This window comes from Stenotrophomonas maltophilia (genome assembly GCF_003970865.1).
In the GTDB taxonomy this organism is placed as follows: domain Bacteria; phylum Pseudomonadota; class Gammaproteobacteria; order Xanthomonadales; family Xanthomonadaceae; genus Stenotrophomonas; species Stenotrophomonas maltophilia_AR.
The window spans coordinates 18066-32647 of sequence record NZ_RXLZ01000056.1 but is presented as its reverse complement, the minus strand read 5'-3'; the positions used below and the strand labels follow the sequence as shown (position 1 = coordinate 32647).

14 protein-coding genes are annotated in these 14582 nt (G+C 66.3%); 13 read left to right on the top strand and 1 reads right to left on the bottom strand.

What is annotated here, in order from left to right; all coding sequences use genetic code 11:
- The first annotated feature begins 325 nt into the window (after positions 1–325).
- Positions 326–655: a hypothetical protein gene (locus EKL94_RS17015; protein WP_005416862.1), complete on the top strand. Its 330-nt coding sequence runs from the start codon at positions 326–328 to the stop codon at positions 653–655.
- Here EKL94_RS17015 and EKL94_RS17010 read toward each other — a convergent pair.
- Positions 649–1053, bottom strand: a complete 405-nt coding sequence (locus EKL94_RS17010; protein ID WP_126929982.1) for a ribonucleotide reductase subunit alpha — start codon at positions 1051–1053, stop codon at positions 649–651. The genes EKL94_RS17015 and EKL94_RS17010 overlap by 7 nt on opposite strands.
- Before the next feature lie 194 nt (positions 1054–1247).
- Here EKL94_RS17010 and moaA point away from each other — a divergent pair, with 194 nt between their 5' ends.
- The 12 genes from moaA to narI all read left to right on the top strand — a co-directional run bounded on the left by moaA (position 1248) and on the right by narI (position 14582).
- Positions 1248–2228 (top strand): GTP 3',8-cyclase MoaA, encoded by a 981-nt coding sequence (gene moaA, locus EKL94_RS17005; RefSeq protein ID WP_054171909.1) that lies wholly within the window; start codon positions 1248–1250, stop codon positions 2226–2228.
- Positions 2229–2236: 8 nt separating this feature from the next.
- Positions 2237–3235: a bifunctional molybdenum cofactor biosynthesis protein MoaC/MoaB gene (gene moaCB, locus EKL94_RS17000; RefSeq protein ID WP_126929981.1), complete on the top strand. Its 999-nt coding sequence runs from the start codon at positions 2237–2239 to the stop codon at positions 3233–3235.
- Positions 3232–4485, top strand: a complete 1254-nt coding sequence (locus EKL94_RS16995) for a molybdopterin molybdotransferase MoeA (protein ID WP_126929980.1) — start codon at positions 3232–3234, stop codon at positions 4483–4485. Before moaCB ends, EKL94_RS16995 begins: the two co-directional genes overlap by 4 nt.
- On the top strand, positions 4485–4745 hold the full coding sequence (locus EKL94_RS16990; RefSeq protein WP_017354494.1) for a MoaD/ThiS family protein: 261 nt from the start codon (positions 4485–4487) through the stop codon (positions 4743–4745). Before EKL94_RS16995 ends, EKL94_RS16990 begins: the two co-directional genes overlap by 1 nt.
- Before the next feature lie 3 nt (positions 4746–4748).
- Positions 4749–5249: a molybdenum cofactor biosynthesis protein MoaE gene (locus tag EKL94_RS16985; RefSeq protein ID WP_126929979.1), complete on the top strand. Its 501-nt coding sequence runs from the start codon at positions 4749–4751 to the stop codon at positions 5247–5249.
- Positions 5250–5357: 108 nt separating this feature from the next.
- Positions 5358–5900, top strand: a complete 543-nt coding sequence (mobA, locus tag EKL94_RS16980; RefSeq protein WP_126929978.1) for a molybdenum cofactor guanylyltransferase — start codon at positions 5358–5360, stop codon at positions 5898–5900.
- Positions 5897–6262 carry a DUF7009 family protein gene (locus EKL94_RS16975; protein ID WP_126929977.1) on the top strand — a complete coding sequence of 122 codons (366 nt, stop codon included), beginning with the start codon at positions 5897–5899 and terminating at the stop codon, positions 6260–6262. The genes mobA and EKL94_RS16975 overlap by 4 nt, the downstream gene beginning before the upstream one ends.
- Positions 6263–6407: 145 nt before the next feature.
- Positions 6408–7826, top strand: a complete 1419-nt coding sequence (locus EKL94_RS16970) for a NarK family nitrate/nitrite MFS transporter (RefSeq protein ID WP_126929976.1) — start codon at positions 6408–6410, stop codon at positions 7824–7826.
- A 72-nt stretch (positions 7827–7898) separates the two neighbouring features.
- Positions 7899–11654 (top strand): nitrate reductase subunit alpha, encoded by a 3756-nt coding sequence (locus EKL94_RS16965; protein ID WP_126929975.1) that lies wholly within the window; start codon positions 7899–7901, stop codon positions 11652–11654.
- Positions 11654–13198, top strand: a complete 1545-nt coding sequence (narH, locus tag EKL94_RS16960; protein ID WP_126929974.1) for a nitrate reductase subunit beta — start codon at positions 11654–11656, stop codon at positions 13196–13198. Before EKL94_RS16965 ends, narH begins: the two co-directional genes overlap by 1 nt.
- Entirely contained in the window at positions 13198–13878 is a 681-nt protein-coding gene (narJ, locus tag EKL94_RS16955) for a nitrate reductase molybdenum cofactor assembly chaperone (protein WP_075678009.1), read from the top strand. The genes narH and narJ overlap by 1 nt, the downstream gene beginning before the upstream one ends.
- A complete protein-coding gene (narI, locus tag EKL94_RS16950) occupies positions 13875–14582 on the top strand; it encodes a respiratory nitrate reductase subunit gamma (protein WP_099553434.1) in 708 nt (235 codons plus the stop codon). Before narJ ends, narI begins: the two co-directional genes overlap by 4 nt.

Here is a 14582-nt window from a genome sequence, read left to right as displayed (position 1 = left end):
GACGGGCGCGGGGAGCAGCCCAACCAAAGGGGGGCAACACCCCCCCTGTGGGGGGGGCTTTGGGCCTTTCCCCGTGTGTAAAGCACCCGGAGGTCGGGCGGGCGGGGGTAGACGGCCTCCGCGGACAATTGGGGACAAGTGTCGGGGGTGGGAAGCGGGGGGGAGAGGGTGGGGGGGGGCGATGACGACAGGCTCTGCGGGGAAGGGCCTGAGTCGAGCATGGCTCGCCTGTACAGGCGTCATAGCGTGATGTGCGACTCGGGTTGACGTTCCCAGTCACCAAGCGCAGGCTTGTTCAGCACGTTTCCTAAACAGAAGGAGACTTATGACCGCGACCGCTTCGCTGCACCCCACCCCCGACACCCAGGGCCGTTCCCGCCTGTGGAGTGTGTTCTGGCTGCAGGGCGTCATTCCCAGCAACATTCTGTGGGCGGTAGCCCTCTGGGCCCTGGCCAACCAGCGCACCACGCTGCTGCTGGGGGTATTTGCCGTGCTGCTGCTCTATACCGGCTGGATCATCCCGGCGGTCTGGCGGGCGGCACCCACCGCGCACAACCCCAACCTGGGCGTGGCGGCGCGCGGGCTGACCGTGGCCTGGGGGCTGAACACCGTGCTGGTGATCTTCTTCCTGACCCTGCAGCTGGTGGCTCAATAGAACTGAACGGGCTCGCCGCCACGGTCGAAGGCGGCGAAGCGGCCGATCTGACCGTCATGGATGGCGTTGACCATGAGCTTCAGCGGGCGCGCGGCTTCGTCGCTGTTGGGCGCGAAACCGCCACGGCCGTCCAGCGCCGCCACGAACACCAGGTCCCAGTCGACGCCGGTGGTGGTCGACTCGGTCGCCAGTGCCTGGAAGCTGGGCACCTCGGCCGGCAGCTTGTCCACGCACAGCACCGGCGACAGGGTGCCGCCCTCGCGGCGGTCATGCCGGTCGCGCTGGTCACCGGTGGGCGATTCGGGCAGCTCGGCGCGCACGAATACGAACAGCAGGCGTTGCGGTTCAGCCTGCTCGCCGGCGGCATGCAGCAGTTGCTGGAAATCGTTCATCATCATGAGGGTTGTCACACGCCCGCTGCACGGAAAGCCGCATGCTGCCACAACGCCTGCCGCGCGGGGCCGAACGCGATTGATTTAAGTCATGCCCATGGAACTGAAGGCCGCGTACTCTGGCAATCGTTCCAGCAGGCGAGGGTATCCGGGCCGTTCCGGGCACAGGCAAGACGGTGGAGCAACAAGGTGGACCAGCCATGAGCCAACTCACCGACGGTTTCGGACGCAGCTTTCCGTACCTGCGCCTGTCGTTGACCGAAGCCTGCAACTTCCGTTGCAGCTACTGCCTGCCCGACGGGTACCAGGCCGATGGCCGCCCGCGCTTCCTGCAGGTGGATGAAATCGCGAGGCTGGTGCGTGCGTTTGCCGCGCTGGGCATGAGCAAGATCCGCCTGACCGGTGGCGAGCCGAGCCTGCGCAAGGATCTGGACGAGATCATCGCCACCGTGGCGGCGGTGCCGGGCATCCGCAAGGTGGCCATCACCACCAATGGCACGTTGCTGCCGCGGCGCCTGCCAGGGTGGCACCGGGCAGGCCTGACTGCGCTGAACGTGAGCATGGACAGCCTGCAGCGCGAACGCTTCAAGACCATCACCGGGCATGACCGCCTGCCGGAGATCGAACAGGGCCTGGCCCTGGCGCAGGCGCTGGGCCTGCCGGCGATCAAGCTCAACGCGGTGCTGCTGCGTGGCCTGAACGACGACGAGCTGCCGCAGTGGATGGATTACCTGCGTGACCGGCCCTTCAGTGTGCGCTTCATCGAACTGATGCGCACCGGCGACAACGAAGCCTATTTCCAGCGCCACCACCTGCGTGCCGACGTGGTGATCGAGCAGCTGCTGGCCGCTGGCTGGCACGAACGGCCGCGCGCCGCCGATGCCGGTCCCGCGCGCGAGTTCGGTCACCCCGACCATCGCGGCAGCATCGGCATCATCGCCCCGTATTCGCGTGACTTCTGCAAGGGCTGCAACCGCCTGCGGGTGACCGCCAAGGGCGACCTGCGGCTGTGCCTGTTCGGCGAGTTCGGCGTGCCGCTGCGCCCGCTGCTGCAGAGCGACGACGACCACGACGCGCTGCTGGCACGCATCACCACACAGCTTGGCCTGAAAGCGGCCGGGCATGGACTGCACCAGGGCCAGACCGGGCTGACCCCGCACCTGGCCTCCATCGGAGGATGAGCAACACGATGAGTGGGGAATTGAATGCGGCCTTCCATATGGCCGATGTCCGCGACAAGCGCATCACCCGCCGCCGTGCGGTGGCGGTGGGCGAGCTGCATGCCGGTCCAGTGGCCTATCCGCTGATCGTCGAGCGCCGCCTGCCCAAGGGCGATGCGCTGGTGATGGCCGAGATTGCCGGCCTGCAGGGCGCCAAGATGGCCTCGATGCTGATGCCGCTGTGCCACCCGCTGCCGCTGGAACTGGTGCAGGTGTTCTGCGCGCCGGTGCCGGAACGGCAGTCGATCCGCGTGTGGTGCGAGTGCGCCAGCGAGGCGCGCACCGGCGTGGAGATGGAGGCACTGGCCGGCGTCAACGCGGCGCTGCTGACCCTGTACGACCTGAGCAAGCCGGTGGAACCGGCGCTGCGCATCGAAGGCATCCGCCTGCTGTTCAAGGAAGGCGGCAAGCGCGGTGTCTGGCTGCACCCCGACGGCATGGACGATGCCGAGCGCACGCGTTTCAAGCCGCGTGCGCCGAAGGGCCTGGAGGGCGCGGCCTGCGCGGTGATCACGCTGAGTGATCGCGCCAGCGAAGGCACCTATGAGGATGTGTCCGGCCCGACCCTGGTGACCGGCGTGAAAAAGCTGGGTGGCGAAGTAGTGGCCGCCGAGGTCTTGCCCGATGGCATCGAGCCATTGGTGGGCCGCCTGCAGGCCTTGGCCGCCGAGGGCGTGCGCCTGTGCCTGTGTACCGGCGGTACTGGGCTGGGCCCGCGTGACCTGACCCCGGAGGCGCTGCGTTCCTTGAAAGCGCGGCCGGTGCATGGCCTGGCGCAGATGGTACGGGCACTGAGTGCACAGCACACGCCGATGGCCTGGCTGAGCCGCGCCGAGGTGGTGCAGCTGGGCAACATGCTGGTGTTTGCATTGCCCGGCAGCCCGAAGGCGGCGGCGCAGTGCCTGGACATCCTGGCGCCGGTACTGGGCCACGCCCTGGCGATGGTCGAGGGGGATGGCCACGCATGATTCCCTACAGCGAGGCCTTGCAGCACCTGCTGGACGCGGCCACGCCGCTGCCGGCCGAGCGCCTGCCGCTGCATGAGGCCGGCGGCCGTACCCTGGCCAGTGACATCCACAGCGGGCAGTCGTTGCCGCCGTTCGACAATTCGGCGATGGACGGCTTCGCGCTGCGCGCCAACGGCGCGACGTTCGAGGCGGGTACCGAATTCGCGGTGCAGGGCTGGCAGGCGGCCGGCGATGCCGGCGCCGAAGGCGGCGAGGGTGCCTGGGAAATCATGACCGGTGCGCGCATGCCGTCCGGGCTGGATACGGTGGTACCGGTCGAGAACGTGGACATCCTCGCCAGCGAGGAGGGGCGCCCGACCCGCATCGCCCTGAAGGCATCGGTGAAGTCGGGCCAGCACGTGCGCCTGCGCGGCCAGGACGTGAGCGAAGGCGAGCGCGTGCTGCAGGCCGGGCAGGTGCTGGATATCAATGCGCGCACCCTGCTGCATGCCATCGGCGTGGGCCAGGTGGCGGTGGTGGCACGGCCGAAGGCGGCGGTGATCGCCACCGGCAAGGAGCTGGTGACCGAGGCGGCGCAGACGCTGGAATCCGGCCAGATCCGTGACAGCAACCGGCCGTACCTGGTCGGCCGCCTGCAGGCCGCCGGTGCCGAGGTGGTCTGGCAGGGCACGGTAGGCGACGACGTGGCTGCGTTCAATGCGGTGCTGGATGAAGCGCTGGCCGCGGGCGCGCAGGTGCTGATCAGCACGGGCGCGGTGTCGGCCGGCCGCTACGATTTCGTTCCCGATGCGCTGCGTGGCCGTGGTGCGCGCATCGTCTTCCACAAGGTGGCGATCCGCCCGGGCAAGCCGCTGCTGTTCGCGGTGCTGCCCAATGGTGCGCTGTACTTCGGCCTACCGGGCAACCCGGTCTCCGCTGCCGTGGGCCAGCGTTTCTTCGTCGAGCCGGTGCTGCGCCGCCTGTTGGGGCTGGCGCCGGAAGTCATGTTGCAGCTGCCGCTGCAGGCCGACGTACGCAAGCCGCCGGGCCTGCGCTTCCACGCGCGTGCGCGGGTGGAAATGGACGGGCATGGCCGCCTGAGTGCGCGCGTGCTGTCCGGGCAGGAGTCGTTCCGTTTGATGTCCATGCTGCAGGCCAACGCCTGGGTGGTGCTTGAGGCCGAGGGAGACCTGGCCAGCGCTGGCACCTACGTGCGCGTGCAGGGCTGGGGTCACCACGAACCGGTGCAGCTGGTGAGCCAGGAGTCATGATGAAACAGGTGAATCTGCAGTTGTTCGGTGCGTTTTCCGATCTGGATGCCAGCCGCGAGATCGCCGTGGATGTGGCCGGTGGCACCGTGGCCGATCTGCGCCAGGCGCTGCGCGAGCTGCTGCCGGTGCGTTGGCCGGGATTCCGTGCCGGCCTGCTGGATTATTCGGCGTTCGCCGACCAGCAACGCGTGCTGCGCGACCACGAGGCGCTGCCCGACGATGGCCGGGTGGCGATCCTGCCGCCGGTGAGCGGGGGCTGAGCGATGAGCGAGAAGATCATCGCGAAGGTGGTGGACCGCGCGCAGGCGGCGATCGATCCGGCCGAGGGGATCGCTGCGGTCTCTGATCCGGGCTTCGGCGGCATCGACGTGTTCATCGGCAAGGTGCGCGACGTCAACATCGGCCGGCCGGTGACCGGGATCACCTACGACCTGTTCGAGCCGCTGGTGTTGAACGAGTTCAAGCGCCTGGCCGCCGAGGTCGAGGCGGCGTTCGGTCCGAAGCTGAAGCTGTATGTGGCGCACGCCAAGGGTCGGTTGGGCATCGGCGATGTGGCGGTGGTGGTGGCCGCCGGCAGCCCGCACCGCGACGAGGCGTTCCGCGCATGCCGGCAGTTGATCGAGGTGGTCAAGCACCAGTGCCCGATCTGGAAGCAGGAGCATTACGAAGACGGCGACAGCGAGTGGAGCGAGGGCTGCAGCCTGTGCCATGCGGACAGTGAAGCTTCGCACTCCCATGACCACACACATGACCACGAGCATTGACCGCGCCCTTCAGGGCGGCGCGGAATGCAGTAGATCCACGCCATGCGTGGATGAGGCCTTTCCCGCACATCCGGCCGCTGAAGCCACGCATGGCGTGGCTCTACTGCGATGAGCATCAACGGCATCGTGTTGGCCGGTGGCCTGTCCACCCGGATGGGCCGCGACAAGGCGCTGCTGCCGTGGCAGGGTCGCACGCTGCTGGAGCACATGCGGGGCCTGTTGATGCAGGCCGGCGCACGCGAGGTCTGGGTCAGCGGAAACTACCCGGCGTTCGGCGGCGTGCTGGACCGCGTGGCACGTTGCGGGCCGCTGGGCGGGCTCTACAGTGTGGCGATGCGCATGCCCGATGGCCCTGCCTGGGTGGTGCCGGTGGATACGCCGCTGCTGCCGCCGCGATTGCTGGAGCAATTGCGTGACGGCCATCGCGGTCCATGCACGATCTTTGCGGGCCACCCCCTGCCCATGCTGGTGGATATAGACGATGCTTGTCGCAACGTACTCGGATCGATGCTGGATGACCCGGACGGTCCGCGCTCGCTGCAGGCCCTGCAGCGTCGTCTTGGCGTGAACACCGTGGCGCTGGCGACGGTTGACGAGGCGGGGCTGGTCAACTGCAATACCCCCGAACAATGGGAGGATGTTGCGTCATGAAAGTGCAGTTGCAGGACCAATCGGTACGGCTTCGCCTGGACGAGGCCGAGCTGGCGCGCCTGCTGGCCGGTGAATCGGTCGAGAACATGACCCGCTTCGGCGGTCTCGAGGGCTGGGGCATGGCGGTGTCGCTGCATGCCGGCGATCAACCGGTACTGCTCGACGGAGGCACCTTCTGCCGCCTGGTACTGCCGCGCCCGGCCGTCGAGGCCTTGGCGGCACGGCTGCCGTGCCGGGATGGCCTGCCATTCGACATTGCCCTGGAAGATGGCAGCCAGCTTCAGCTGCAGTTCGATGTGGACGTGCGCGACAGCGTGCGCCAGCGCGGGGTGACCCGCCGCAGCACCGCTTCATCGGTTTGACATTTGTCAGGGGCAGGGTGGAAACCGGCCCCTGATTGATCCAGATCAACCCCGTCGTCCGTGCTGCACGGCCTAATGGCTGCATGACGACGGGTTACAACTTGAAACGCAGTACCCACGTCATTCCACAGCCTTGGAGCCATGTATGACCGTCGGTAGCGATCCTGTTGTCCGCAGCACTGCCAGTCCCGGTCGCGTCATCAGCGACTGGACGCCGGAGGACCCCGGCTATTGGGAGCGCACCGGCAAGCGGGTCGCCACCCGCAACCTGGTCATCTCGATCCCTTCGCTGCTGCTGGCCTTCTCGGTCTGGGTGCTGTTTTCGGCGGTTTCGATCAGCCTGCCGAAGATCGGCTTCAATTTCAGCACCGACCAGCTGTTCTGGCTGGTGGCGCTGCCCAGCCTGTCCGGCGCGACCCTGCGCATCTTCTATTCGTTCGTGATCCCGATCTTCGGCGGCCGCCGCTGGACGGCGCTGTCCACCGCGTCGCTGCTGGCGCCGACGCTCTGGCTCGGCTTTGCGGTGCAGGACCCGGCCACGCCGTACTGGGTGTTCGTGGCCATCGCGATCCTGTGTGGTTTCGGTGGCGCGAACTTCTCGTCGTCGATGTCCAACATCTCCTTCTTCTATCCCAAGCAGAAGCAGGGCCTGGCGCTGGGACTGAACGCCGGCCTGGGCAACGTGGGCGTGTCGGTGGCGCAGGCGGTGATCCCGCTGGTCATCACCGTAGGCGTGTTCGGTGCGCTGGGTGGTGCACCGCAGCCCGCGGTGGAGGGTGGGGCACCGCTGTTCCTGCAGAACGCAGGCTTCATCTGGGTGCCGGCCATCGCGCTGTGCGCCATCGCAGCCTGGTTCGGCATGAACGACCTGACCAGCGCCCGCTCCTCGTTCTCCGAGCAGGCGGTGATCTTCCGCCGCAAGCACAACTGGCTGATGTGCTGGTTGTACATCGGCACCTTCGGTTCCTACATCGGTTTCTCGGCCGGCTTCCCGATGCTGGTGAAGAGCCAGTTCCCGGACGTGAACCCGCTGGCCTACGCCTTCATAGGCCCGCTGCTGGGCGCGCTGATGCGCTCGGTGGGTGGCAGCATGGCCGACCGCTGGGGTGGTGCACGCCTGACCTTCTGGGTGTTCGCGCTGATGATCGCGGCAGTGTTCGGCGTGCTGCACTTCCTGCCCAGCGATGGCCAGGGCGGCAACTTCCATGGCTTCCTGCTCAGCTTCATGGCGCTGTTCGTGCTCAGTGGCATCGGCAACGGCACCACGTTCCGCATGATCCCGGTGATCTTCCGCACCCTGCATGAGCGCTGGTCGGCCAACGACAACGCCGAGGGCAAGGCCACGGCCGCACACCAGGCCAGCATCGAGTCGGCCGCGGTGGTCGGTTTCTCCGGTGCGATCGGTGCCTACGGCGGTTTCTTCATTCCCAAGAGCTACGGCTCGTCCATTACGTTGACCGGCAGCCCCGACATGGCGCTGTACGGATTCGTTGTTTTCTATGTCACCTGCCTGGCCGTGACCTGGTGGTGGTACTACCGGCGCGGTGCCGAGACACCCTGCTGACGACATGAAAACGCACCGCAGCCAGATGACACACACAGCCACGATGCCGATGTCCGCAAAGGGAGATCCCCGATGAGTTACTTCCTCGATCGCTTGCAGTTCTTCAAGCGTGACCCCCAGACCTTTGCCGATGGCCATGGATTTGCCAAGAGCGAGGGCCGCGACTGGGAAAACAGTTACCGCGCCCGCTGGCAGTACGACAAGATCGTGCGGTCCACCCATGGCGTTAACTGCACCGGCTCCTGCAGCTGGAAGATCTACGTCAAGAACGGCCTGGTCACCTGGGAAACCCAGCAGACCGACTACCCGCGCACGCGCCCGGACCTGCCCAACCATGAACCGCGTGGCTGCCCGCGTGGTGCCAGTTATTCCTGGTACCTGTACAGCGCCAACCGGCTGAAGTACCCGCTGATCCGCGGCACGCTGCTGCGCCTGTGGCGCGAAGCCCGCAAGAGCAAGGCCCCGGTCGATGCCTGGGCCAGCATCGTGGAGGACAAGGAAAAGGCACGCTCGTACAAGACCCGCCGCGGCATGGGTGGTTTCGTGCGCCTGCAGTGGGAAGAGGCCAACGAGATCATCGCCGCCTCCAACCTGTACACGGTGAAGCAGTACGGCCCGGACCGCGTGGTCGGTTTCTCGCCGATCCCGGCGATGTCGATGGTGTCCTACGCCGCGGGTGCGCGTTACCTGTCGCTGCTGGGCGGCGCCTGCCTGTCCTTCTACGACTGGTACTGCGATCTGCCGCCGGCCTCGCCGCAGGTGTGGGGCGAGCAGACCGACGTGCCCGAATCTGCGGACTGGTACAACAGCCGCTACATCATCGCCTGGGGCTCGAACGTGCCGCAGACGCGTACGCCCGATGCGCACTTCTTCACCGAGGCGCGCTACAACGGCACCAAGACGGTGGCGATCTGCCCGGACTATTCCGAGCTGGCCAAGCTGACCGACCACTGGCTGCATCCCAAGCAGGGCACTGACGCGGCGCTGGCCTTTGCCTTCGGCCATGTGATCCTGCGCGAGTTCCATGTCGATTCGCCCTCGCAGTATTTCCAGGACTACTGCCGCCAGTACTCGGACATGCCGATGCTGGTGCGCCTGGAGCGTCGTGACGATGGCCGTCTGGTGGCGGGCCGCTTCCTGCGTGCCAGTGAGCTGGGCGGGCTGGGTGAAGCCAACAACCCGGACTGGAAGACCCTGGCCTACGACGAGAACAGCGGCCAGATCGTGGTGCCCAACGGCTCGATCGGTTTCCGCTGGGGCGAGAAGGGCCGCTGGAACATTGAAGAGAAAGCCAGCAATGGTGCCGATACACGCCTGCGCCTGAGCTTGTCCGACGCCAACGACGGCATCGAGGCGGTGAGCTTCCCGTACTTCGGTGGCATTGAAAGCGATGGCTGGACCGCCGCGCCGGCCGAAGAAGTCCTGGACCGCAACATCCCGGTGCGCCGGCTGGCCACGGCCGATGGCGGCGAGACGCTGGTGGCCACGGTCTATGACCTGCTGCTGGCCCAATACGGTGTCGATCGCGGTTTTGGTGGCGCCAATGTCGCCACGAGCTTCGACGAGAACGTGCCGGGCACACCCGCCTGGCAGGAACGCATCACCGGCGTGCCGCGTGGCGAGGTGATCGAGATCGCCCGCGAGTTCGCACGTACCGCCGACAAGACCCACGGCCGATCGATGATCATCGTCGGCGCGGGCATGAACCACTGGTTCCACAACGACATGAACTACCGCGGCCTGATCAACATGCTGATCATGTGCGGTTGCGTGGGCCAGACCGGTGGCGGCTGGGCGCATTACGTCGGCCAGGAGAAGCTGCGCCCGCAGACCGGCTGGCAGCCGCTGGCGTTCGGCCTGGACTGGAGCAAGCCGCCGCGCCATATGAACGGCACTTCGTTCTTCTACTTCAACACCGGGCAGTGGCGTTACGAGAAGCTGCAGGTGGATGAGCTGCTGTCACCGCTGGCCGATGCCAGCAAGTACAGCGGCAGCCTGGCCGATCTGAACCTGCGCGCGGTGCGCATGGGCTGGTTGCCGAGTGCGCCGCAGCTGGACCGCAACCCGCTGCAGCTGGTGCGCGAGGCCGAAGCGGCCGGCGTGGCCCCGGCCGATTACGCGCTGGGCAAGTTCAAGGACGGTTCGCTGGACTTTGCCTTTGCCGACCCCGATGCCAGCCAGAACCACCCGCGCATGATGTTCATCTGGCGCTCGAACCTGCTGGGTTCTTCCGGCAAGGGCCACGAGTACATGCTGCGGCATCTGCTGGGCACCCGCCATGGCCTGCAGGGCAAGGACCTGGGCGAGATGGGTGCGGTGAAGCCGCAGGAAGTGAAGTGGCACGACGAGGCGCCGGAAGGCAAGCTGGACCTGCTGGTCACGCTGGACTTCCGCATGTGCACCACCGCGCTGTATTCGGACATCGTGCTGCCGACCGCCACCTGGTACGAGAAGGACGACCTCAACACCTCGGACATGCATCCGTTCATCCACCCGCTTTCGAAGGCGGTGGACCCGGCCTGGGAATCGCGCAGCGACTGGGACATCTTCAAGGAGGTGGCCCGCACCGTGAGCGAGATGGCGCCCGGCGTGCTGGGTGTGGAAAAGGATCTGGTGCTGGTGCCGACCCTGCACGACACCGCCAACGAACTGGGCATGCCGTTCGGCGTGGCCGACTGGAAGAAGGGCGAGTGCGAGGCCATTCCCGGCCACACCATGCCGTCGATGACGGTAGTGGAGCGCGACTACCCGAACCTGTACCGCAAGTTCACCTCGCTGGGCCCGCTGCTGGACAAACAGGGCAACGGCGGCAAGGGCATGAACTGGGATACGAAGCACGAGGTGGAGTTCCTCGGCAAGTTGAACCACACCGTGCACGAAGAAGGCGTAAGCCAGGGCCGCCCGGCCATTGCCACGGCCATCGATGCGGCCGAAGTGATCCTGCACCTGGCGCCGGAAACCAACGGCCATGTGGCGGTGAAGGCGTGGGAATCGCTGGGTACGTTCACCGGCCGCGAGCATACGCATCTGGCGGTGGGCAAGGAACACGAGGCGATCCGCTTCCGTGACATCCAGGCGCAGCCGCGCAAGATCATCTCTTCGCCGATCTGGTCGGGCCTGGAAGACGACAACGTCAGCTACAACGCCTGCTACACCAACGTGCATGAGTTGATTCCGTGGCGCACGATTACCGGCCGCCAGCAGTTCTACCAGGACCACGAATGGATGATTGATTTCGGCGAGGCCTTCATGAGCTATCGCCCGCCGGTCAACACCCGCACCATCGAGCCGCTGTTGAACCAGCGCTCGAACGGCAACAAGGAGATCGTGCTGAACTGGATCACCCCGCACCAGAAGTGGGGCATCCACAGCACCTACAGCGACAACCTGATCATGCAGACGCTGTCGCGCGGTGGCCCGATCGTGTGGATCAGCGAGGACGACGCGCGCAGTGCCGGCATCGTCGACAACGACTGGATCGAGCTGTTCAACGTCAACGGTGCGATCGCCGCGCGTGCGGTGGTCAGCCAGCGCGTGATGCCGGGCATGGCGATGATGTACCACGCCCAGGAACGCATCATCAACGTGCCGGGCTCGGAGATTTCCGGGACCCGCGGCGGCATCCACAACTCGGTGACCCGCATCGTGCTCAAGCCTACCCACATGATCGGCGGCTACGCGCAGCTGGCCTATGGCTTCAACTACTACGGCACCTGCGGAACCAACCGCGATGAGTTCGTGATCGTGCGCAAGATGGACAAGATCGATTGGCTAGACGATGAGCAGCCCGCTGGTGCTTCGGCATCGGCCAGCAAGGAGGTGGTGTGATGAAGGTCCGTGCACAGATCGCGATGGTGCTGAACCTGGACAAGTGCATCGGCTGCCACACCTGCTCGATCACCTGCAAGAACGTCTGGACATCGCGCGAGGGCGTCGAGTACGCCTGGTTCAACAACGTGGAAACCAAGCCGGGCATCGGCTACCCGAAGGAATGGGAAAACCAGGACAAGTGGAACGGCGGCTGGGTGCGCACCCGCGCCGGCAAGCTGGTGCCACGCGCGGGTGGCCGCTGGCGCATGCTGGCCAAGATCTTCGCCAACCCGGACCTGCCGCAGATCGACGACTACTACGAGCCGTTCGATTTCGACTACCAGAACCTGCACACCGTCAAGGACAGCCAGCACCAGCCCACCGCGCGGCCGCGTTCGCTGATCAGTGGCGAGCGCATGCAGAAGATCGAGTGGGGCCCGAACTGGGAGGAAATCCTCGGTTCGGAGTTCAGCAAGCGCTCGCGCGACTACAACTTCGACCAGGTGCAGAAGGAGATCTACGGCGCCTTCGAGAAGACCTTCATGATGTACCTGCCGCGCCTGTGCGAGCACTGCCTGAACCCGGCGTGCGTGTCGGCGTGCCCCTCGGGTGCGATCTACAAGCGCGAGGAAGATGGCATCGTGCTGATCGACCAGGACAAGTGCCGCGGTTGGCGCATGTGCGTGTCGGCGTGTCCGTACAAGAAGATCTACTACAACTGGAAGAGCGGCAAGTCGGAGAAGTGCATCTTCTGCTACCCGCGCATCGAGATGGGTGAGCCGACCGTGTGCTCGGAAACCTGCGTGGGCCGCATCCGCTACCTGGGCGTGATGCTGTACGACGCCGACCGCATCGCCGAGGCCGCTTCGGTGGCCGCCGAGAAGGACCTGTACCAGGCCCACCTGGATATCTTCCTGGACCCGAACGATCCGGCGGTGATCGCCGCCGCGCGCAAGGAGGGCATCCCGGACAGCTGGCTGGAGTCTGCCAAGCAGTCGCCGGTGTACAAGCTGGCGATCGACTGGAAGCTGGCGCTGCCGCTGCACCCGGAATACCGCACGTTGCCGATGGTCTGGTACGTGCCACCGCTGTCGCCGATCCAGTCCGCCGCCGAGCGTGGCCGGGTGGGCATGAGCGGCGAGCTGCCGGACGTGGCGTCGCTGCGCATTCCGATGCGCTACCTGGCCAACCTGCTGACGGCCGGTGACGAGGCGCCGGTGGTACGCGCGCTGGAGCGGCTGATGGCCATGCGTGCCTGGCGCCGGGCCAAGAACGTGGACGGCGTGGAAGACACCGCGGTGCTGGAACAGACCGGGCTGAGCATCGCCCAGGTGGAAGAGATGTACCGCTACCTGGCCATCGCCAACTACGAGGACCGTTTCGTGATTCCCACCGGCCACCGCGAGTACGCCAACGACGCCTTCGGCGAGCGCGGCGGCTGCGGTTTCACCTTCGGCAACGGCTGCAATGGTGACAGCCCGGCCGATCTGTTCGGCCAGCGCAAGAGCACCACCTTCGTGGTGGACAAGGGGCCGAACCACCGCCGCAAGGAGGTGGTGTGATGAGCGTGCTCAAGCTGGTCGGGGTATTGCTGGACTACCCTCGTGAAGAACTGTGGCAGCACGGCGAGGAGCTGCTCGCCGCCTGTGACGACCCGGCGCTGAACGCCGCCCGCCGCCAGCAGCTGCGCAGCTTCGTGCAGCAGCTGCTGGCCACCGATGCGCTGGATGCGCAGGCGGCGTGGCTGGCCAGTTTCGACCGCGGCCGCTCGATGAGCCTGCTGCTGTTCGAGCACATCCATGGCGAGTCGCGCGACCGCGGCCAGGCCATGGTCGACCTGGTCGAAACCTATCGCCGCAACGGCTTCGAACTGGATGCACGCGAGCTGCCGGACTACCTGCCGCTGCTGCTGGAGTTCCTGGCCCATCGCCCCGGCAGCGAGGCCCGCGAGTGGCTGCACCACATCGGCCATATCGCCGGGATGCTGGCGGCGCGTGCGGCCGAGCGCGAGCTGCCGCACCGGGTGCTGTTCGAGATCCTGGTCGAAGCCGGTGACGGCAAGGCCGATCTGCAGGCGCTGCGCCAGCGTGCCAGCGAAGAAGTCCGCGACGATACCGCCGAGGCCATGGACCGTTTGTGGGAGGAGGAGGCGGTGCGCTTCGGCGCCGAAGCCCCTGCCGAAGACTGCAAGCCGCCCGTGCGTTCGCCGGCCCGTCCTTCGCATCGAGAGGTCCAGCCATGAGTTACTCCCTGCATCAATTCGCCTTCCAGTACTACCCGTACATCGCCGTGGCGGTGCTGCTGATCGGCAGCTGGGCCCGCTATGACAAGGCCATGTACACCTGGCGCACCGGCTCGAGCCAGATGCTGTCGGACAAGGGCATGCGGATCGGCAGCAACTGCTTCCACATCGGTATCCTGGCCATCCTCGGTGGCCACCTGGTCGGCCTGCTGACGCCGCACGCGGTGTACGAGCACTTCATCACCTCGTCGCAGAAGCAGATGCTGGCAATGGTGGTCGGTGGTGTGTTCGGCGCACTGTGCTTCATCGGCATCAGCATCCTGCTGGTACGCCGCCTGTTCAACGCGCGCGTGCGGGCCACCGGCAGCTTCGGTGACACTCTGGTGCTGGTGCTGCTGTTCGCCCAGCTGTGCCTGGGCCTGTACAGCATCCGGGTGTCGTCCGGCCACCTTGACGGTGGGGTGATGGTGCAGCTGGCCGAATGGGCGCAGCACATCGTGACCTTCCGCGCCGGTGCCGCTGATTACATCGAGGGCGTCAGCTGGGTCTACAAGATGCATATCTTCCTGGGCCTGACCCTGTTCCTGATTGCGCCGTTCACTCGCCTGGTGCACGTGTGGAGCATTCCGATCAGCTACCTGTGGAGGCCGTACCAGGTGGTGCGCCGCCGTCAGGCCACGCTGCGCTACGGTCCGCGGGAGTAA

Excerpts from the sequence above, each read along its gene's own strand:
- narI (WP_099553434.1), top strand. The coding sequence starts at position 13,875 with ATGAGTTACTCCCTGCATCAATTCGCCTTCCAGTACTACCCGTACATC.
- EKL94_RS16965 (WP_126929975.1), top strand. The coding sequence starts at position 7,899 with ATGAGTTACTTCCTCGATCGCTTGCAGTTCTTCAAGCGTGACCCCCAG.
- EKL94_RS16995 (WP_126929980.1), top strand. The coding sequence starts at position 3,232 with ATGATTCCCTACAGCGAGGCCTTGCAGCACCTGCTGGACGCGGCCACG.
- EKL94_RS16970 (WP_126929976.1), top strand. The coding sequence starts at position 6,408 with ATGACCGTCGGTAGCGATCCTGTTGTCCGCAGCACTGCCAGTCCCGGT.
- mobA (WP_126929978.1), top strand. The coding sequence starts at position 5,358 with ATGAGCATCAACGGCATCGTGTTGGCCGGTGGCCTGTCCACCCGGATG.
- EKL94_RS16985 (WP_126929979.1), top strand. The coding sequence starts at position 4,749 with ATGAGCGAGAAGATCATCGCGAAGGTGGTGGACCGCGCGCAGGCGGCG.
- moaA (WP_054171909.1), top strand. The coding sequence starts at position 1,248 with ATGAGCCAACTCACCGACGGTTTCGGACGCAGCTTTCCGTACCTGCGC.
- EKL94_RS17010 (WP_126929982.1), bottom strand. The coding sequence starts at position 1,053 with ATGATGATGAACGATTTCCAGCAACTGCTGCATGCCGCCGGCGAGCAG.
- EKL94_RS16975 (WP_126929977.1), top strand. The coding sequence starts at position 5,897 with ATGAAAGTGCAGTTGCAGGACCAATCGGTACGGCTTCGCCTGGACGAG.
- EKL94_RS17015 (WP_005416862.1), top strand. The coding sequence starts at position 326 with ATGACCGCGACCGCTTCGCTGCACCCCACCCCCGACACCCAGGGCCGT.
- narH (WP_126929974.1), top strand. The coding sequence starts at position 11,654 with ATGAAGGTCCGTGCACAGATCGCGATGGTGCTGAACCTGGACAAGTGC.
- moaCB (WP_126929981.1), top strand. The coding sequence starts at position 2,237 with ATGAGTGGGGAATTGAATGCGGCCTTCCATATGGCCGATGTCCGCGAC.
- EKL94_RS16990 (WP_017354494.1), top strand. The coding sequence starts at position 4,485 with ATGAAACAGGTGAATCTGCAGTTGTTCGGTGCGTTTTCCGATCTGGAT.
- narJ (WP_075678009.1), top strand. The coding sequence starts at position 13,198 with ATGAGCGTGCTCAAGCTGGTCGGGGTATTGCTGGACTACCCTCGTGAA.